The sequence below is a fragment of the Glycomyces sp. NRRL B-16210 genome (assembly GCF_000719515.1).
Classification (GTDB): Bacteria; Actinomycetota; Actinomycetes; order Mycobacteriales; family Micromonosporaceae; genus Glycomyces.
On record NZ_JOGR01000002.1, the window covers coordinates 94,825 to 115,531 of the forward strand.

10 protein-coding genes are annotated in these 20,707 nt (G+C 64.8%); all 10 read left to right on the forward strand.

Annotated features, from left to right (window positions below; all coding sequences use genetic code 11):
* Window positions 1-272 precede the first annotated feature (272 nt).
* The 10 genes from IF12_RS23700 to IF12_RS0103315 all read left to right on the forward strand — a co-directional run bounded on the left by IF12_RS23700 (window position 273) and on the right by IF12_RS0103315 (window position 20,661).
* Entirely contained in the window at window positions 273-638 is a 366-nt protein-coding gene (locus IF12_RS23700; protein WP_051703908.1) for a hypothetical protein, read from the forward strand.
* Complete coding sequence (locus tag IF12_RS0103275) at window positions 635-904, forward strand: hypothetical protein (RefSeq protein ID WP_030154495.1); 270 nt, start codon at window positions 635-637, stop codon at window positions 902-904. The genes IF12_RS23700 and IF12_RS0103275 overlap by 4 nt, the downstream gene beginning before the upstream one ends.
* On the forward strand, window positions 901-2,226 hold the full coding sequence (locus IF12_RS25995; RefSeq protein ID WP_030154497.1) for a LysM peptidoglycan-binding domain-containing protein: 1,326 nt from the start codon (window positions 901-903) through the stop codon (window positions 2,224-2,226). The genes IF12_RS0103275 and IF12_RS25995 overlap by 4 nt, the downstream gene beginning before the upstream one ends.
* Window positions 2,208-3,257, forward strand: coding sequence for a bacterial transcriptional activator domain-containing protein (locus IF12_RS0103285; protein ID WP_030154499.1), 1,050 nt, complete (start codon window positions 2,208-2,210; stop codon window positions 3,255-3,257). The genes IF12_RS25995 and IF12_RS0103285 overlap by 19 nt, the downstream gene beginning before the upstream one ends.
* A gap of 318 nt (window positions 3,258-3,575) precedes the next feature.
* Entirely contained in the window at window positions 3,576-7,718 is a 4,143-nt protein-coding gene (locus tag IF12_RS0103290) for a LamG-like jellyroll fold domain-containing protein (protein ID WP_166659577.1), read from the forward strand.
* A 56-nt stretch (window positions 7,719-7,774) separates the two neighbouring features.
* Entirely contained in the window at window positions 7,775-14,224 is a 6,450-nt protein-coding gene (locus IF12_RS0103295; RefSeq protein ID WP_051703909.1) for an RHS repeat-associated core domain-containing protein, read from the forward strand.
* A gap of 1,074 nt (window positions 14,225-15,298) precedes the next feature.
* Complete coding sequence (locus IF12_RS26455; RefSeq protein WP_255343531.1) at window positions 15,299-16,183, forward strand: IS3 family transposase; 885 nt, start codon at window positions 15,299-15,301, stop codon at window positions 16,181-16,183.
* Window positions 16,134-17,333 carry an IS30 family transposase gene (locus tag IF12_RS0103305; RefSeq protein ID WP_133884243.1) on the forward strand — a complete coding sequence of 400 codons (1,200 nt, stop codon included), beginning with the start codon at window positions 16,134-16,136 and terminating at the stop codon, window positions 17,331-17,333. Before IF12_RS26455 ends, IF12_RS0103305 begins: the two co-directional genes overlap by 50 nt.
* 229 nt (window positions 17,334-17,562) lie before the next feature.
* A complete protein-coding gene (locus tag IF12_RS0103310) occupies window positions 17,563-18,420 on the forward strand; it encodes an IS5 family transposase (RefSeq protein ID WP_030154514.1) in 858 nt (285 codons plus the stop codon).
* A gap of 510 nt (window positions 18,421-18,930) precedes the next feature.
* Complete coding sequence (locus IF12_RS0103315) at window positions 18,931-20,661, forward strand: hypothetical protein (protein WP_030154516.1); 1,731 nt, start codon at window positions 18,931-18,933, stop codon at window positions 20,659-20,661.
* Window positions 20,662-20,707 lie beyond the last annotated feature (46 nt).

A 20,707-nucleotide genomic window follows, 5' to 3' on the forward strand; every position in this document is an offset into this window, starting at 1 on the left:
GTCGGTTCGGACGATCTCCGGGGTCTCGGGGGTGTCGGCCTCGATGTAGAGCTTGTCGAAGCAGAGGTCGTTGAAAGCTTGGCGGTAGTCGTCGGAGAGGCCGCTGCAGAACTTGCGGGGATCGGGCAGCAGGTCGGTCATGGTGGTGATGCGCCGCTGAACAGCGGCATAGTCCGTGGCGTCGGCCTCGGCGAGCTGCTGGTTGATGCGGTCGCGTTCGAGTCGGATCTCCTGGATCTTCTCGGACTTGCAAGGACGAGGGTTCCAGCGCCGTGGAAACGGTCCTGGTCCTGCCCATTCCGGTCGCGATCATGCTGTTCATCGTCGTCATCACCAGGCTCATCGCCGCTGACATTGACTTGGGACTAGCCGCCTATCACGCCGCCCGCGACGCGAGCCTCCAACGCACGGCGGCCGAGGCAGTCACCGCTGCCGAAACCACTGCCGCCGCGAGCGCGAGCGATTGCGCCGACCTCACCGTCGCGGTCACGGTGGGGAACTTCGCGCCGGGCGACACGGTGACCGTCACGCTCACCTGCCACATCCCCACCCTGCCAGCGCCCGGGTTCGACGGAACGACCCATACCCTGACGGCCACAGGCACCGCCCGCATCGACACATGGCGGTCCGAGCTATGAACGCCCGCAATGAGGTCAAGGAGACCTGGGCTGACGAGGGCGGGGTCACCGTCTACATCGTCATCCTCGTCCTCGCCTTGTTCGCCGTAGCGGCACTGGTCTTCGACGCCGGGCTCGCCAACGCCACCACCGAAGCCGTGACCGTCACGATCACCACCGTCTGGGACCCACTGCTCCTGGACGTGATCGGCCAGGACGCCTGGACCATCACCGTCACGCAAACCGCCGAGCCCTCGTCTGGCTCCCTCGCAAAGGCCCCGCTATGAAGCTCCTCAACGCAACCTCGGCGCTCCTGGCGATCGCCGTCCTCCTCGCCGGACCCCCGACACTGCTCGTCCAGGCAGGATGGCCGCTTCCCGATCATCTCCCCGGGCTCGAACAACTCTGGGCGGTCGCCACCCGCCCGCTTTCCGACCGCCTGCTGCTCAACGCTGTGGTTGTGCTCGGGTGGGTGCTGTGGGCGGCGGTGCTCCGCGCCTTCGCCGCCGAACTGTGGTTCCAAGTCCGCCACGCCAACCAGGTCGGGACCTTTGGTGTAAGGGCCCGCGGGCCGCTGCGGTGGGTCGCGGCAGCCCTGATCGCAGCGGTCGTCTCCGCCGGACCCGCCGCAGCGGCCCTTCCCGCCGAAGCCGAGCCCCTCGCGGCCGTCGCAATGACCGACCCGGCTGGCAATGACACCGCCTCCACCGAGCCGCCCGTTCGCCCGCAGCAGGACGGGACCGAGCAAGTCGTGCATGTGGTCGAACGCGGCGACACCCTCTGGGACATCCCGGCCGATGAGGACTACCTCGCCGACCCACTGCGGTACCCCGAAATCTTCGACGCCAACGAAGGCGTGATCCAGGGCGATGGTCGCGCCCTCCAAGACGAGCACCTGATCTACCTCGGCTGGGAACTGACAATCCCCACCGACACCGACACCGACACCGACACCGACATCAACGACGACGAGGCCGCCCCCGAGGCCCCGCAAGAAGACGATGCCGAGCCTGAACCCACCACCGTCGAACCAAACGAACCCACGGCCGCCCCGACTGAGACACCCAGCGAGACACCTTCAGCGAACGATACCGACCTGTCAGGACTCGATGACGGCCTCGCCGCGCCTTTGCCTGCCACCGCCACTGGCGCTGGCGCGGATTGGTTCCAGGCGGGCATTTGGCTGACCGCCGGAACGTTTCTCGCCGCCACCACCGGATTCAGCATCATGGTGCTCCTGCGCCGCCGCCTCCACGATCGGGAACACGACCCCGACAACGACCGCACACTCACCGGACGCCTGGCCGACCTCGAAGCCCTCTTCGACCACGAGGAGCACGCCCCACCCCTCGACACTGTCATGCCCCTGGCCGCGAACACGAACCACCAGATGTCCACCGAGGTCTCCCTGCTCGACTGGGCCGCAGACGGTCTCGGCCTCCACGGCCCCGGCGCACCCGCCGCCCTCCGCGCCACCCTCATCAACGCCGCCTCGCACCTGCCCGTCGCCATCACCACCAGCGCGGCCGAAACGATCCACCTCGACCCCACCACGACTGCGCATGGCTCACCATCGCCTCCGACTACAACGTGCCCCCGCTGCTCCTGATCACCGACGACCCACACGAAGATGTTCACCGTCTCACCGAAGCGCTCAAACACGATCTCGTCAACGCCGTGATCCTCGGCGCTTGGGAGAGCGCCGAACTCACCATCGCCGCCGACGGCACGATCACCGAACGCCACCCAGACGACACGACCTTCGTGGCCATCGATTGTTGCTACATCGCCGACCCCCACACGCTGAACGAAACCCTCGACCTCACCACGCCGACCGCAACAGCGGCACCGCGTCCGGAGCCCGACGCCGCACCGCACACCGACACCACCGAAGCGACAACACCACCCGCCCCAGCACTGACCGCGCCCGCCGAATCCGAACAGCCACGACTGATCCTCCTGGGCACACCCGCACTCCTCTGGCAGGGCACACCGATCCGGTGGCGCAGACGCAGCAGCCTGCTGCTCCTGGCCGCCCTCGCCGCAGCACCCGACGGGTGCCGCCTTGACGACCTGCTCGAAACCGTCGTCGGCGACGGTCACGACATCACCAAAGCGCGCGGCCACCTCGGCACCGTCACCTCCGACACCCGCCGCGACTTCAACGACGCCACCGGCCTCAACCTCCGCGCCGTCCTCCACGACGACCAGACCGACCGCTACCGCCTCCACCCTGACATCACCACCGACCTCACCGATTTCCACCACCACCGACACCCCGCCGCCACAGCCGCCACCGACCCCGAACGCATCGACCACCTCACCCACGCCCTCGCCGCCTACGGCGGCGACTTCGCCACCGGCCTCGAAGACGACTGGCTCGACACCACCCGCACCGAACTACGGCAAGCCGCCTACACCACCTGCCTCCACCTCGCCGCCCTCCACCGCGACGCCGACGACCTCGAAGCCGCCACCACCGTCCCCGAACGCGCCACCGCCATCGACCGAACCCGCCCCGAAGCCTGGACCACCCTCATCGAAACCCGCACCGCCGCAGGCGACGAAGTCGGAGCCCAGAAAGCCCGCCGAGGCCAACGCCTCTGGACCAGCGGCGACCACAACACTGCTCCCATGTGACTAGTCGTGACTGGCTGTACCCGTTCACAACCAGGCACAACGGGAAGATCGATTGTGTGCGGGCATTGCCCTGGACCTGTCTGAATAACGAACTTTGCACCGATAAAGAAGTACTGGAAAACGCGCAACATGAGATGTGATGCTGATCTCATTATCAGTAAAGGATGGTTGACAGGTCCACAATCAACCCGATAACGTTCCGTGCGCTCGTGCTACCTCGGTGGAACGGTCACCAACTGTGTTTGCCCATAAATGAATGAGGAGTCCCCCCTCGTGTCCTCAGCAACCCCCCTTTCGACCGGGCCAGCCCGCCGGTCCTTGTCTTGGCGACGTGTCGGCCTGTCGGTTCTGGTCGGATCGCTTGCCGCTTCCCTGATCGCGGCACCGCCGGTCTTCGCCGAGGAGACTGAGCCGGTCGAAGACGAGTCGCCGGTGGCATGTCCCCTCGCGGACACGGACCTGCATGAGTCTGACGAAGCCGAGGAAGCGCGCGATGCGGCGCTCGCTTGCGGTGTCGAGGTCGAGGTGCTCGATGAGCGGACCGAGTTCGGTGAGGTGTTCGCTTTGCCAGATGGCAGTATGCGGGCCTCGCTGGGGGTCGAGCCGGTTCGGGCCGTTGACGACAGTGGCGAGTGGGCACCGATCGACACCACCCTGATCTTCGCTGCCGAAGGTTCGGTGCGCCCGGTGAACGTCGCGGTGGACTTGGCGTTCTCCGGCGGCGGCACGGACCTGTTGGCACTGTTGCAGAGCGACGAGGGCGAGCCGGTCGGCCTGACCTGGAGCGAGGACCTGCCGGTTCCAGTGTTGGAAGGGGATACCGCGACCTATGCCGAGGTCCTGCCCGATGTGGACTTGGTGGTGCAGGCGCTGGCGACAGGGTACCGCCATGACTTGGTCGTGCACACGGCTGCGGCGGCGGCGAACCCCGCCTTGGAGAGCATCGAGTTCGGTCTGGTGCTCGACGACGCCGAGTCTGTGGTGACCGACGCCGGTAGCGTGAGCGTGGTCGATGCGGCTACGGGCGCGGAAACGGTGGCGACGGCGACTCCGTTCATGTGGGATGCCTCGGCGGCAACCGAGCAATCAACTGCTGCTGGCAGTGCGACGATGACGCTCACCCAGCTCCAGGACACGCTTGATGCACCCGAGGGTGAGACCGGCCCGACGGTCGGCGCTGTCGGTGTGGCGATCGAGGGCGACACGCTCACGCTGCACCCGGATGTGGGCATGTTGCAAGATCCGGCCACAGTGTTCCCGGTCGTGATTGACCCCTTGTGGTCGGGCGCGAAACGCGATGGTGAGTGGGCGACTGTCTCCAACCGGTACGCTTCGACCTCGTACTGGAAGACCTCGCACCTGAGCAGCAAGGACACCTACGGCGGCGCGGGCGTAGGCCAGTACTGCGATTCTTCGAACTCGTCAACGGCGAACTGCAACTCCACGAAGTACAAGATGCGGTCGTTCTTCCGGATGAACACCGAGTTCGTCACCCGCAACGACACCCGCAGTCCCTACAAGGCGACGTTCAAGATCCTCCAGAAACACTCCGCAGTGTGCTCCAACGGCACCGTGCAGGTCGAGCGGACCAGCAACCCGACCTCGTCCAACACCTGGAACAACCAGCCGAACTGGTTGGGGCAGAAAGCCACGTCGACAGCGGCGAAGAACGGTGCGAACTGCTCGGGCGGCACCGGCTACGTCTCGTTCAATGTGCTGCCCATGGTGAACTCGGCCGTCGCCGGGGATTGGTACTCGATCACGATCGGCATGCGCGCCTCGAACGAAGCACCCTCCCCGGACCTGGCCCAATGGAACCGCTACGACGCGGCCAACGCAGTGTTGGAGATCTACTACTACATCGAGCCGCCCCGGCCCGATCAGTTGAAGGTGGGCGGCATCGCCTGCACTAGCACCCTCGCGAGCGCGCCGTGGACGACCTCGCGCTACCCGGTGCTCTCGGCCCGGGTCAAGACCCGTCAGAGCGAGAGCGTCTACGTGCGCTTCCGCACCCGCGAAGCGGGCGCGAGCGCGAACTTCTACTACTGGCGCACTCCGAGCGCGATCGCCGCCTCCACGCCCTCACACACCGCCACCAAGTCACACCCGGACGGCCACTACTACTGGCAGGCCCGCGCCGACAACAAGGACAACGAGGCCATCAACTCCGGCTACGCCCCGGCCTGCTACTTCAAGATCGACGCGACCAAACCCTCGACGCCCTCGGTCACGCCGTCGTTCTCGGGGCCGGTCACTGAAGGTGCCACGGTCTCCTTCGGGCTGTCCTCCAGTGACCCGCTGGTCAATGGTGTCCGCTCAGGGCTGAAGCATTACGAGTACTCCTGGAACACCAACACCTACAACAACATCAAGGTCCCTGATGGGGCCACGGCCATCACCGCCGCGGACCTACAAGCGGGTCGGCACGTGCTCTACGTCCGCTCCCGTGACAACGCTGGGAACCTCTCGGAGTCGCGGACCTACACGTTCTTCGTCGGCCGCGACATCCCCGCCACGCCGATGGGCATGTGGCGCTTCGAAGGCGACCTGGCCGATGACACCGGCCACGGCCACGACCTCACCGAGATCATCGGCGATGGCGTTGACTTCGGCACCGACCGCGACGGCCGCCACGGAGCCGCGTTGACCCTGGATGGGGACTCGTGCGTCGGTACCGAGTCCTCGGTCCTGCGGACCGACGCGGCCTATTCGGTCGCGGTGTGGACCAAGATCGACCCGGGCGCGAGCGGCGATTTCATGATGATCGCCGGACAAGCAGGCCAAGAGCGACTGGGCTTCTACCTGCGCTACGAGGATTCTTCGGGTAAGTGGCACCTCATGCTCGCCGACACCGACCAGGCCACCGTGACCTGGTCGTCCCTGCGGTCGACGGCCCCAGCGGTGTTCGATCAGTGGACGCATCTGGCGGTCACGATCGACCCTGATGCGCAGATGATGCGTTTGTATGTGAACGGGGTGCTCGACGGTGAGCAGGCGATCCTGTTCGCGCCCTGGCACGCCGACGGCGGCTTCTACATCGGGTGCGGGGCGCGGCTGGGCGACGACGAGCACTGGTACCGGTTCCCCGGCCAGATCGACCAGGTCGGTGCCTGGCAGGGTCTGCTCAACGCCACCCAGATCCAACAGGCCATGACCGACCTGCCCGGTGCGGCGGAGCAAGCACGCTGGGAGTTCCGCGACGGCGGCACCGACGCCTCCGGCCACGGCCGCGACCTCGACTTGCCCGAGGGTCTGCCGGTCGGTGAAGACGCCTACCACCGCCCTTCGGGGGCGGTCGAACTCGACGGCCAGACGTGTCTGGCATACCCCGGACCGGTGATCGCGACCGACCGGTCGTACACGGTCGCGTCTTGGGTGAAGGTCGAGGATCCTGCGCGGTTGGAGACGATCGTGGCGATTGCGGGCGAGGACAATATGGGGCTGCGTCTGCGGCATTTGGAGGATGGCAGGTTCCAGTTCCGGTTGGTGGACATGGACGCCGGCGAGGACGCGGGTGTGGCGGTTCGGCAGCGGCAGTCGGCGCCGGTCGCCGAGGCGGGGCAGTGGTATCACCTCACTGCGGTCTATGACGCCGCCGATGGTGGGCAGATGCGTTTGTATGTCGACGGTGTCCTTGAAGGGTCGTTGACGGTCGGCGCGCAATGGCAGGCGAGTGGCGCGACGCTTATCGGTTGCGCGGGCCGTGAGTCCAGCACCGACCGGTGGGAGCACTTCTCCGGCGCGCTCCATGATGTGCGGCTGTGGCGCGGCGCGGTCACAGCCGACCAGATCCCAGGACTCATGGGCGACCCACCCGCTACCGGTGTGGCTTGGTGGGAGCTGGATGAGAGCGGGGAGGACTGGATCAGTGGTGGCCATCATCTGACCTTGGTGGATGACTACTACTGGGTTCGGGGTGAGGACGGGACGCGCTATGGCGCGTTCGCGATCGCGCTTGACGGCGGGGGCTACGCCCGCACGGACGGTCCGGTGGTGCCCACGGACGAGTCGTTCACGGTTGGCGCCTGGGTCAATCTCGACAGTCTCGCCGCCGATCAGGTCGCGGTGAGCATCACCGGTGATGACCGCGGGGTTATCGACCTGCGGTACTCGCAGTCGAGCGGTTCATGGGAGTTCGCCGCCCCACCGGACAGTGTCCACGGTTGGCGCGTCGCCGCAGGAGGGCCCGCGCCGACGGTCGGTGAATGGGCGCATCTGGTCGGCGTCTTCGACCTGCGCGCGAACGAGCTGCGGCTCTACGTCAATGGGCAGCTGGCCGGGACCGCCACGGGCACAGTCCTGCCCGCCTCCACAGGTCCGGTGGTGATCGGTGCCGAACTCGACAGTGACGGCGCGGTCCTCGATGGCCTGGTCGGTGCGGTCGACCGGGTGCAGCTGTGGCAGGGCAAGCTGTCGGACTCGGCTATCGCCGCCGCGCACCTGGTCGAGGAGGAGTCGTAGCCATGCCTAAGCCGAATGCACCGACGCGACAGCGCTCGACCTCTTGGAGCACCGCAATGAACATGCCGCGTTTGGCGTCCACGGTCCGCAAGGGCCTGGTCTTGACGGTGGCCGCGACGATCACCGTGTCACTGCTGGTCGCCGGTCCGGCCTTCGCGACCGAGTTCCAGCGCGGGCCGCAGTCGTTCGCCTCGACTCCGGTGAGCGCTGTCGGCGCCGCGGAGTCGGCCTTCAGCGACCCTGCGGCGAACTGGTCGGGTTCGACCGAGACCGCGGCGAACGGCGGCGACTGGACCGCGACCGATCTCTCCTCGGCCGGTTCATGGTCGCAGGGCGGGTCTTCGGGCGCGTACGCCTACACCTACGGGATGCGGGTGCCCCCGGCGGCCGGGCCGGTGCCGAGTGTGGGGCTGTCGTATTCCTCTGCCGCGCATGACGGTCTGACCTCGGGGACGAACAACCAGGCCTCCTGGATCGGTGACGGGTGGGGGTTCTCCCCGGGGTTCATCGAGCGGACCTACACCGCGTGCGGGTCCGAGGACGAGCAGGACGGCAACAACGGCGAGGACCCGACCGGAGACCTGTGCTGGGACGACACCTCGCCATCGGTCACGATGTCGTTGGCCGGGAGCAACACCAGCCTCGTGCTCGACGACGCCACCGGCCAGTGGCGGGCTGGTGCGGACACGAACTGGAAGATCGAGAAGCTCGGCTCGCCCGCTTCGGCCTCTGCCGCCACGAGCGAGCGGTGGAAGGTCACCGGGACCGACGGCACGCAGTACTTCTTCGCCTCCGAACCCGACACGTCGGCTTCGCGCTGGACGGTGCCGGTGTTCGGCAACCACTCCGGCGAGCCCTGCTACAAGTCCGGTGATTTCGAGGGCTCGCGCTGCACGCAGGCGTACCGGTGGATGCTCGACGCGATCGTCGACGTGCACGGCAATGCCTCGCGGTACTTCTACGGTACCGAGACCGGTCGCTACTCGCCCGCGCTCGACAGTGATTCCAGCGCGGTCTCCTACACGCGATCGGGTTGGCTCAAACGGATCGAGTACGGGCTGCGCGCCGACGACGACGCCGTCAAGCCCACCGGCCGGGTCCAACTGGTCGTCGCCGACCGATGCCTCTCGGACTGCTACACCACCAGCGGTGACCCCAAGGAAGCCAATTGGCCCGACACGCCTTGGGATCTCGACTGCGAGTCGGGGACGGGGTGCGAGCAGTACGCACCGGTGTTCTTCTCCACCAAACGGCTTGTGACGGTCAGCGCCGAAGTCCGCAACCCCACCACCGACCAATTCACCACGGTCGACTCGTGGACGCTGACTCATGAGTTCAAGGACTACGGCGATGAGTCCCAAGTGGTGCTGTGGCTCTCCAGCATCCAACACACCGGACACGTCGGCGGGACCGAGACGATGCCCGCGGTCGAGTTCGGCGGGACGTTCATGGCCAACCGGGTCGAGGACGGCACCGCGAACCCCGCCATCTGGCGCCCCCGCCTGACCTCGGTCAAGAACGAGACCGGCGGGACGGTGTCGATCAACTACTCCGAACCCGACTGCGGCCCAGGCGACCTGCCTACCAACGCCCAGTCGAACGCGAAACGCTGCTATCCGACCTGGTATGTCCCCGAAGGGCTCAACGCCCCGGTCGAAGCGTATTTCCACAAGTACGTCGTCACCTCAGTGGTCGAGACCGACTCCACTGGCGGCTCGGACAGCGTGTGGACGTTCTATGAGTACACCACGTCCGGTGGAGGCGCGAGTGTGCTGTGGGCGTGGAACGACGCCGAGTTCGTCGAGGACGACAAGCGCACCTACAACCAGTGGCGCGGCTACGCGCAGGTCACCACCCTCATCGGCGATCCGGCCGACCCACAGCCGCAGTTGCGGTCGGCCGTGCGCTACTACCGCGGCCTGGACGGTCAACCGCTCCCTAATGGAAATGAACGGTCGGTGACGCTCACCAGCACTCGCGGCGACTCCGTCACCGACCATGAGGCCCTAGCCGGCCAGGTCTGGGAGCAGATCGCCTACGACGGTTCCACGGTGATCGCCTCGACCACCACCCGCTATTGGACGAAGAACACCGCGACCCGCGTCCACGACGGTGGCGAACTCAAAGCGTGGATGAGCGCACCGAACCGGGTCGACTCGCAGACCAAACTCTCGGCGACCGCGTGGCGGACCACACGTGCCACCAGCACCTTCGATGACTACGGGCGTTCGACGGCGGTCAGCAGTCTGGGCAACCTCGCCGTGAGCGGCGATGAGCAGTGCGTGCGCACCTACTACGCAGACAACACCGCGAAGTGGATTCTCACGGCTCCTTCACGGATCGAGACCGTGTCGGTCGCCTGCAATGTCACCGCTAGCAGGCCTGATGATGTGGTCACCGACGTCCGGTCCTACTACGACGGCTTGGCTTTCGGCGCGGCTCCGACGCGGGCGTTGATGACGAAATCCGAAACCCTCACCGCCTGGGACGGCGGGCCGGTCTATGCGACCTTGGCCGAATCCACATTCGATGATCTCGGCCGCGCGGTCAGTTCGACCGACGCGCTCGGCGCGGTGAGCACGGTCGTTTACACCCCGTCCGGGGCGGGTCCGGTCACCGGAGTGTCCACTACCAACGCGCTCGGCCATACCGATTCGGCCACATACGAACCGGCGTGGGGCGCGATGGTGTCGGCGACGGGCGTGAACGGAGCGACTACGACTGTCGCCTACGACTCGCTTGGGCGCCGCACCGCGGTCTGGCTGCCGGGCCAGAGCCAGAGCGCCGGCAAGGTCCCGAACCTCAAATTCAGCTATACCGTCTCCGACACCGCACCGAGCGCGGTCACCACCGAGACGATGATCTGGGACCAGTCATACCTGACACAGATCGCGCTGTTCGACGCTCTGTTGCGGCCCCGCCAGTCCCAGGCGGACACCTATGGCGGACGCCTGGTCACCCAGACCGTCTACGACTCGCGCGGCCAGGTCGCCTACACCTCCGGCGCGAACTTCAACAACGACTCCGGTCCGACCGAACAGCTGGTGCGCATCAGCCGCTCCAACGACATCGCGCGCTCCGAGTACGTCTACGACGCGGCCGGTCGCGTCACCGACCAGGTCTATGTTGTCAAAGACGAGGAGCAGTGGCGCACTACCACCGCTTATGGCGGCCACGACACCTATTGGCAGACTACCGTTACCCCGCCCGAGGGCGCTTCGGCTGCCGCAGGGCTCTCGGATGCCTTGGGCCGCACGGTCGAGCTGCGCCAGTTCCACGGCAACACCCCTACCGGCGCGTTCGATGCCACGACGTACGACTACACCGCTGCCGGTCGACTTGAGACGGTCACCGACCCGGTGGGGAACGCATGGTCGTTCGCCTACGACCTGCGCGGCCGCAAGGTCGCCGCCGACGACCCTGACACCGGGCATTCCACAGTGACTTACAACGTCGCCGGACAGGTCGTCGCCACGACCAGCGCGACCGAGGAGACGCTCGCCTACGAATACGACGTGCTCGGCCGCCGAACCGCGGTGTGGGAAGATGCCGTGGGCACGGGGACGATCCTGTCGGAGTGGACCTACGACACCGCGGTCAAGGGCATCGGCCTGCCGCACACCGCCACCAACTGGATCGACGGCCAGGCCTGGACCGACGAGGTCTACGAGTACGACGCGGCCGGACGCCCGATCGAGCTGGTCAACCATCTCCCCGACGGCGCGGGCGCGCTGGAGGGCGAGTACTGGCAGGTGTTCTCCTACCACCCTGATGGGAGCGTGCGCACCTCGCGAGCGAACGGGATCGGCAGCCTCCGCCCGGAGACTATGCGTTACCACTACAACGACATGGGCCAACCCTCCCGCGTCATCGGTGAAAGTCCCGACTTCGGCTCGGTGAAGGTCTACGTCGATGCCGCCGTCTACTCCCCGTACGGACAGTTGCTTCAGCGGCGCCTCGGCGACCCCGCCGACGTCGGTGGCACCTCCGGGCAGGCATGGCAGACCTGGATCTATGAAGAGGGCACCGGGCGTCTCGCCGAGTTCTACTTCGACAAGGACACTGCCGGGGATTACGACGGCACCAACTACGGCATCGCCGCGCTCTCCTACGAATATGACGACGCAGGCAACATCCTGTCGATCACTGACGAGCCTGTGCACACCTCCGAGGCGTTGGCTCCTGAGACCCAATGCTTCCAATACGACCACCACCGGCGGCTCACCGAGGCCTGGTCCCAGGCCGGCACCGGCGACTGCGCGTCGACCCCGAGCACCAGCGCGGTCGGCGGACCGGCCGCGTACTGGTCCTCATACGATTACGACCTCACCGGCAACCGCACCGGCGAGCGCCGCTGGAACGGTATCGGTCAGACCGACTATGAGTACGCCTTCCCTGCCGAAGGCAGCGCACGCCCGCACGCGTTGACCGAAGTCACCTCCGAGGCCAATGGCGGCGAGCGGACGATCTTCACCTACGACGCGTCCGGGTTCACCACCTCGATCGACCGCGACGGGGACCTATCGCTGCTCGACTGGACCCCCACCGGCCGCCTTGACACCGTCGCCAACGGCGAGGACACCACTCGCTTCGTCGACAACGCTCAGGGCAGCCGCATCGCCCGCATCGATCCCGACGGCGGCATGACCGCTTGGGTCGCGGGGTACGAACTGCGCTACGACGCGGCGACGAGCATCGTGCAGGCCACGCGGTACTACACGCACGGCGGCTCGGTGATCGCAGTCCGTGTCGGCAAGGGCGACATCCAGTTCCTCTCCGGTGACCACCACGGCACCGGGCAGTGGATCGTCAACGGCAACACCCTCACGACGAAGGTCCGCCGCTACGACCCGTTCGGCAACGACCGATCCGGTACCGCCTGGGTCGAGCGCGACGGTACCTACGGGGCCGACACGTGGCCCGACGAGCGCGGCTTCATCGGCGGCATCGAAAACAAAGGCATCGGCCTGACCACGATCGGCGCCCGCGAGTACGACCCGATGTATGGGCGGTTCATCTCTGTCGACCCCATCGCTGACTACGACAACCCGCAGCAGCTCAACGGGTACGCGTACGCCCTCAACAACCCCGTCAGCTTCAGCGACCCCTCCGGCTTGAGCCCCGTCGCGCCCCAACCGGGCATGATCCCCGACTGGTGCGGAGGCAGCCCCGTCACCTGCACCGGCTGGCACTGGCCCGACGAAATCGGCGGATCTTCCAGCAGCGGCGGCACGAACAGCGGCTACAGCGGCCCTGGCGGCGACAACGACGGTGACGGATGGACTCCTTGGAACGAGTGGACCCCCTCGAACCAGGGCCTCGACAGCTGCATGGACGACCACGGATGGAACTACAGTAGCGCGGGCATGAAGGTCTTCGGGACCTGTCTGCCGCCGTTGCCGGTCGATGCCGCGAAGGATGCCGACACCTTCGTGTTCTACTGCCTTTGGTACGGCATGCACGGCTCCGGTGGCGACCTGGCCTTCTGCGGCAAGGCCGGCGCCTTCGCCGGGTTCGACATCGATTCCGGTGTCGAACCGCAGACCGTGGCGGAGTTCACTCAGACGATCCTTGACCTGACCATCATTGGAGACATCCAAGACTGCACCAATGGACAGCTCAGCGGATGCGGCTGGGCCGCCGCGGATCTATTCGGCGGCAAGGTCATCAAGTGGGGCGGCGACCTGTGGACGGCCATGCGCAAGGCGCAGAAGGCCTGCAACAGCTTCATCGCAGGCACCCTCGTGCTGATGGCCGACGGTACGAGCAAACCAATCGAGGAAGTCGAGGCCGGGGAGGAAGTTCTCTCGGTAGACATCGTGACCGGCGAAGTCGTTGCAGCAGTAGTCGCCGACACCATGACCACCCCAGAACAACTCCGCAACCTCGTCACCATCGGAATCGACACCGACGGCGGCGGGACCGCCGACGCCGAGATCACCGCCACCACCGACCACGCCTTCTGGGCGACCGGTCTCGAAAGCGAATCTTGGGCTGGTATCTCGGCCGAATGGACGGCAGCTCAAGACCTCGAGACCGGGGCCTGGCTCCACACCAGTGAAGGTACATGGGCTGAAGTGACGGCCGTAGGCCACCAATTCGTATATATAGGCACCCACAGCCTTTCTGTTGCCTACAGTCATACGCACTTTGTGCTAGCAGCGCATCTACCCATACTTGTCCATAACCAGGTATGTGGCAAGCTTTTCGAGGGGAACGGGTTGCAGCATGTTCTGAATGAGCATGTCATCGGCAGTCCAGGTGTTACGGCAGGGAACACAACATTCGCAGATTGGTCTGATATGGATGATATAATGGAACTGATCCAAGATGCGGCGAGTACTCCCGGGCGTCCGAATACACCTGACCCTAGAACAGGTCTTCCTCGGGATGGGACAATCCACACGCTAGATTTCGAGTACCCTATCGGTTCTAACGGAGAGACTATTGTGGAAGTGATACTAAACTCAGACGGAACACTCCGTACTGCCTATCCAAAAGGTTGAAAAATGACGAAACTCTCGCTCCGATGGGTATTGGGTAATGGGGGTTCTGCTGACTTTTATTTCCAGGTTGCGCCTGAAATTGTCAAGATTCATACAACTTACATAGGTGATGGTCTTGGTTCTCTTGTGGAGTCAGCTGTCGATCTTCAAAATGGATCTAGATCGGCCTTCGCCTATCTGCCTGCTGAACCTGGAGGGAACTGCATATTCTTCGGAGGTGCCGGGATTGATGTATATGTTCAAATAGTACAATTCGCTGACATGGAATCAGAAACCAGTCGTTGGAGTGGAGGGAAACTGAGATGGAGTGGGCGGGTTGACGCCAGAGAATTTGTTCAAGGAGTGGCAATTATGGCTGAGGAAGTGCTAAATCAATGCGGAGGCGTTGAGAGGTATTCGAAAACGTGGGGCGGGATACCGTTCCCGGTTCGTGATTTGGAATCCCTTCAACGTGGCTCGTCAGGGAATTATTAACCAGTAGCTTGTTGGTGTCTAGTGAGCCTGGTTCAACCTGATCGATGTTCGTAGCCGTTGCGGACTTGGCATGTAGCCTGGAGATGCTATATGTGGATCAAACTCATACCATGTAGAGATGATTCATCCTGGGAGTCCAATTGGATACCTCGAAACATCCCAACAGGGCCTGAGGTAGCCTCGAGTGATTTTAGACAGGGTGCCTTTATATGGTTCAATTTTGAAGTCGAAATAGAGTGGGTCATCGGCGGCGCGGATTTGTCTTGGTCGGGCCGAGGAGTTCCTGCTCTAGACTGGGCGTTGATGCTCAATTGGGTTCCACGAGAAGTCCGAGAGGCCGGGCAGTGTAGTGCAAGGTCGTCAAACATAGATTTCGGATACTCATTTATTCGCCATGGGGATTATATGATTATCGAGACGAGTTATGCCTCAGCCGTTGCCAATGTTTCGCTTGTCGAGTTGGATGAGCTTCAACAATCCCCATATTGGAAGCATTGCAGTTGATAACAAAGTTCCACCCTGAGGTGCTGCAGAGTCGTGAATTGAGGCAGACGCTCTCCAAAGTGCTGGACGCTGCGGTCCCAGGAGGCCACACCGTTCATCGAGCTCACGCGATCGGCTCCTGCCGCGAAGTACGCCTTTCCCGTAGCCTTCATGTGCCGACAGCTCCGGGTGTCGGCCTCCGGCTATTACGAGTGGCGGACCCGACCTGAATCGGCGACCGCCGGTCGCCGCAAGGAACTGACCGCGCAGATCACCGACATCTTCGAGGTCTCCGATGCCACCTACGGATACCGTCGCGTGCGGGCCCGGTTGGAGCGCAACGGCGTCCAGGCGAGCCTGGAGCTGGTCCGGTTTCTCATGAGGGAGGCCGGCCTGGTCCCGTGCCAGCCGAAGGCCAAGCGTCGCAACCTCACCGACGGCACGCCTGGCGAGGTCCCTGACCTGATCGGACGTGACTTCACCGCGCCGGTCCCGGGAGTGAAGTTCGTCGGCGACGTCACCTACATCTGGACCGACGAAGGCTGGTCCTACCTGGCGACCGTGCTCGACTGCTGCACCAAGGAAGTGGTCGGGTACGCGCTCGGCGAGGACTTCCGGACTGGGCTGATCATCGAGGCGATGGCGATGGCCCGCCGTGACTGGCGGTTCGGGTCAGGGGCGATCTTCCATTCCGACCGGGGCTCGAACGGCGGATTCAACTGGTCGTTGCAACACCTCGATCGAGGAGGGGTTGATGGGCAGACCAGCGGGATGGTTGAAGGAACTGATGGGCCGGTCGCTGATGAAGTCGCCGGGGGTGCCGTCGCTTCGCCGAGACGTGGAGCGACAGTTCTGGCGGGAGATCGCCAAGGGCGCGTCCAGCGAGGATGCCGCGGTCACGGTCGGCGCGTCCCCAGTGGCCGGTCCGCGATGGTTCAGGGAACGTGGCGGCATGCCGACGTTCATGCTGCACACGCCCCAGGGCCGCTACCTGTCTTTTGAAGAGCGCGAGGAGATCGCGTTGCTGCGCGCCCAGGATTTCGGGGTCCGGGAGATCGCGCGCCGGATCGGGCGGGATCCTTCGACGGTCTCGCGGGAGCTGCGGCGTAACGCTGCGACCCGCGGCGGGAGGCTCGAGTACCGGGCGTCGGTGGCGCAATGGAAGGCCGAACTGATCGCCAGGCGACCCAAGACGGCGAAGCTCGTGTCCAACGAGCGGCTCCGCGAATATGTCCAGGACCGGCTCTCCGGGGCGGTGACGGCCGCGGACGGCACGGTCGTGACCGGCCCGCAGGTCAAGCCATGGAAAGGACGGCGGCACGGGCCCCGGCAGGATCGGCGGTGGGCGACGTCCTGGAGCCCTGAGCAGATCGCCCGCAGGCTCCGAGTCGACTTCCCCGATGATGAGACGATGCGGATCTCACACGAGGCGATCTGCCAGGCCCTGTTCATCCAAGGGCGCGGCGCGTTCAAGCGGGAGCTAATCGCCTGCCTGCGGACGGGTCGGTCGCTGCGGGTCCCGCGTGAGCGGGCCCGGCGTCGGGGCAAGCACTTCATCTCCGAGGAGGTCAAGATCAGTGCCAGGCCCGTCGAGGTCGCCGACCGGGCTGTCCCCGGGCACTGGGAAGGCGACCTGATTATCGGCGCGAACCGCTCGGCGATCGGGACGCTGGTCGAGCGTGCCACGCGGTTCACGATGCTGCTGCACTTGCCGCCGATGGACGGCCACGGTGTCGAACCGCGCGAGAAGCACGGGCCGGCCCTGGCCGGGCACGGCGCCGAAGCCGTCAACACCGCGATCGCCGCGCAGTTCGGGACCCTGCCCGAGCGACTACGCCGGTCGCTGACCTGGGAGCAGGGCGCCGAGATGGCCCAGCACGCCAAGCTGCGGATCGACACGGGCTTGGAGGTGTACTTCTGCGACCCGCACTCGCCCTGGCAGCGGGGCTCGAACGAGAACACGAACGGCTTGCTCCGCCAATACTTTCCTAAGGGGACTGACCTGAGTAGATGGACATGGGATGAGCTGGAAGCCGTCGCCCGCACCCTCAACGCCCGGCCCCGCAAAACCCTCGACTGGCGCACTCCTGCCGAGGCGTTCAACGATCATCTAAACTCGCTGCATACCAACGGTGTTGCGACCACCGATTGAATCTAAGAACTACATGTCTGGGTCCTTCACCGACTACTGCAGCCGCAATGACCTGCGCAGATCCGTGGGTAGGACCGGAGTGTGCTGGGACAACGCGATGGCTGCGAGCTTCTTCGGGGTACTGAAGAACGAGCTGGTGTCGCGCGTCTCTTAGAGAGCGTTTCGTCCCGATCTGGTGAATCTAAGTTGATGAGCGAGTCTCGCATGAGGCTCACTTGTTTTGCTTGGTATGACGAGTGAACGCCCTGCATACCCCAGTGACCTGTCCGACCAGCGGTGGGCGCTGATCGAGCCGATCGTCTCGGCTTGGCGCGCGGAGCGCGCCGAGGCGAGTATCGGCATCAATGGCCCGGTCCACGATCTGCGCCGGATCGTGGACGCGATCTTGTACATCAACCGCACCGGGGCGCAGTGGCGGTACCTGCCCCACGACTTCGCGCCCCGGCAGACCGTCTACTCCTACTACGCCGCCTGGGAAAAGGAGGGCGTCACCGCGCAGATCCACGAGGCGCTGCGCACCGCCCGGCGCCATCAAGCGAAGCGATCGCCCCGCCCGCACGCGGCGATCGCCGACGCCCAATCAGTCAAGACCTCCGCGAACGTCCCCGAGGCCGACCAGGGGATCGACGCGGGCAAGAAGATCAAGGGCCGCAAGCGCCACATTGTCACCGACTTCCTCGGCCTGCTGTTGGCCGTGGTCATCACCGCCGCGAGCGTCTCGGACACCGCCGGGGGCCGCGACCTGGTCGATATCGTCGCAGTCGAGCATCCGAGCGTGGCCACACTGCTGGTCGGCAATGGCTACCAGCGAAGCGTGATCGAGCGTGGCGAAGCGGCCGGCATCGACGTGGTCGTCACACAAAAGCCCAACGGCGTCAAAGGATTCCAGCCCACCGCCCGGTGGGCGGTCGAGCGGACCTTCGGATGGTTCACGCAGCACCGGCGCCTGGTCCGCGACTACGAGACCTTGCCCGAACGAGCCGAGACACAGATCCACTGGTCCATGATCGACCTGATGAGCAAACACCTCACAGGACAATCAGCGCCGTCACGGCGGCCGCCCACTCAAACGGACGACTCGCCATAACTCCGAGCTAAACGCTCTCTTACGGTACGAGAGCCGACCTGAAGCGGGATATCATGGCATGGATCGAATTGTGGTACAACCGAAGACGCCTGCATTCGGACAACGGCTACCGCCCACCGATCGAAGTCCGGGAAGCGTTCGAACACGCCCGGTCATAGCCCCAGACACGCCAGACAAACTCAACGATGCAGTGTCCGGAATTTCCAAGGCCCCTCAGACACACTTGTCTCCTTGCACCCCGGCCCCTACCGGTCCGGAGCATCAGGGTGTCAACACCAAAGGGTCAAGGCTCATGGCTTGCACCGCCACGCTGGACGTCGCCCGCACATGTTCGGGGGGGCTCCAGTTGGGCGGCACCTGCATGTTGTTTCGCTGCGGGTGCACTTCTGGTCGGGTGTTGAAGCAAAATGGAGGATGGTCCGCTACCAAGCCCTGCGGTAGCGTAATGGTCCTTCAGTAGCCGACACTGCGGGACCAGGCTGCTGGTTTTCGGCTTCCATGGAGGTGGCGATGGATCGAACGGCCGAGATCGAGTGGGACCGTGTGGGTCAAGAACAGTTCGACCGGATCGTCGACTTGTTGCTCCACCGGCGCTACTCCAGCGACCCTGACCGTGAAGGTGTGCCCTTCAGCGGCCAAGGAGGGGACCAAGGCCGCGATTTCCTGGTCAAACGCGGCGAGGTCGTGGAGACCATCTACCAGTACAAGTACTTCCCGGAAGGCTTCTCTGGCGGGTTCGTCAAACGCCGCAGCCAGATCAAGGAGTCGTTCACGCGGGCGATGGCCCACAACCCCGAGCGGTGGGTGCTGATCACGCCCGCGAACGTGAAGACCTACGAATACGACTACGTCAAGGGACTCGGCGATGACTACGACGTGGTCATCCAGGTTGAGGGCCGTGCGGTGCTCGACTCCGAGATCGCCAAACACACCGACGTCCTCGACTACTTCACCCGCCAACCCTTGATCGAGACACTCCGAGTACTGGACAAAGAACGATTCGCCCTCGCCAACCCGGACATCGTCGCCTCCACCCTCGTCGAACTGCACCGGCAGCTCGACGCCCGAAGCCCGTATTGGGGAGTGGAGACAACCACAACCGCCGCAGGTACGACGCAAACCCTCTACGCCAAGGACCCGCAGGCCAGTGCCATCGAGCCGATCAGCGTTACCGCGACCGTGCCCAACGACAGCCCGATCTGGGAACGGTTCCGAGAATGGGTGGAGTACGGCAGCATCGAGGGCACCCTGGTCATCAATGAGAACGGACCGGAGCGGTTCGCGTTCGAAGGACCCGAAGCGTTCACCCCTCGATCCGGGGCCGGGCGGTTGGAGATCTCATCAGTGCCGATTCCCGCTGACCGGGAAGAACCAATCGAGCTGCGTGTCGTCGACGCTGACAGCACAACCGTCGCCGCCATCCGCGGAAGGGTCGCCGACGTCAACTCTGGCAGTATCGGTAATACGCTCGTGGCAGCCTTTCCTGGCGGCCTGACCATGCGGTTCCTCATGCCGCGGGAAGTGGACAAGGCGGGATCAGCCCGTATCACCTGCGAATCGGACGGTAAGGACGTCATCGCGGTCCACCGCGAGCGTCGCGCGCTTGACACCGCCATTGACGGGGCCGGGGCTGTCCAGTTGTGGAGAAGCGGCCGGCTGTTCTGGGGGCTCTCTGTTTCTGAACGCCCCCCGCTGCCCGCCGATAACGACCCCACACTGGTCGAAGATCTCGCAGTGATCGCCAAACTCCGCGACGTCCCCTTGGTGGTCCCCGCCCAGCTGACAATCGCAGAACGACAGACCATCCGGACTTTGCGGCTCCTGCTCGACGGCCACTGCGTCCTAGTCCCCGAAACCATGCGCTACACCGTGATGTTCAAACCCGAAGGCCGCGAAGCCATCCTCGGCATCCTTGAAAACGGCGGGGGCTGGCGCGTGGACCAATACCGGGTCTTCACTGTGCAAGGCCACAACCTCAGAATCGAGCGCGTCTGGCACTTTCATCCCTCGATCCAGATCACGAACGTAGACGAAGTCCGCACAGCCCTCGACAACGCGACAGGGGAGAACATCAAAGTCGACATCCGACCGACCGATGAGACACCGTTTCGAGCGTTCCTACCCGACCTCGTCCCCGACCCTCAAGCGCCGCTCGTTCCCGTCCCGCTCGACATCGTCGACCTGCCCGAGCATCCAGCACTCGAACAGATTCGATCGACATCGACCGAACACAACCCCTGAACGGCGGCAAGTACCTGCACAGTCCGGCGGTGGTACTGAGTCCTCG

Bases quoted from the DNA above. Each gene is read 5' to 3' on its own strand.
- IF12_RS0103310 (WP_030154514.1), top strand. From the start codon at position 17,563: ATGACGAGTGAACGCCCTGCATACCCCAGTGACCTGTCCGACCAGCGG.
- IF12_RS0103295 (WP_051703909.1), top strand. From the start codon at position 7,775: ATGAACATGCCGCGTTTGGCGTCCACGGTCCGCAAGGGCCTGGTCTTG.
- IF12_RS0103305 (WP_133884243.1), top strand. From the start codon at position 16,134: ATGCCGACGTTCATGCTGCACACGCCCCAGGGCCGCTACCTGTCTTTT.
- IF12_RS0103275 (WP_030154495.1), top strand. From the start codon at position 635: ATGAACGCCCGCAATGAGGTCAAGGAGACCTGGGCTGACGAGGGCGGG.
- IF12_RS25995 (WP_030154497.1), top strand. From the start codon at position 901: ATGAAGCTCCTCAACGCAACCTCGGCGCTCCTGGCGATCGCCGTCCTC.
- IF12_RS0103315 (WP_030154516.1), top strand. From the start codon at position 18,931: ATGGATCGAACGGCCGAGATCGAGTGGGACCGTGTGGGTCAAGAACAG.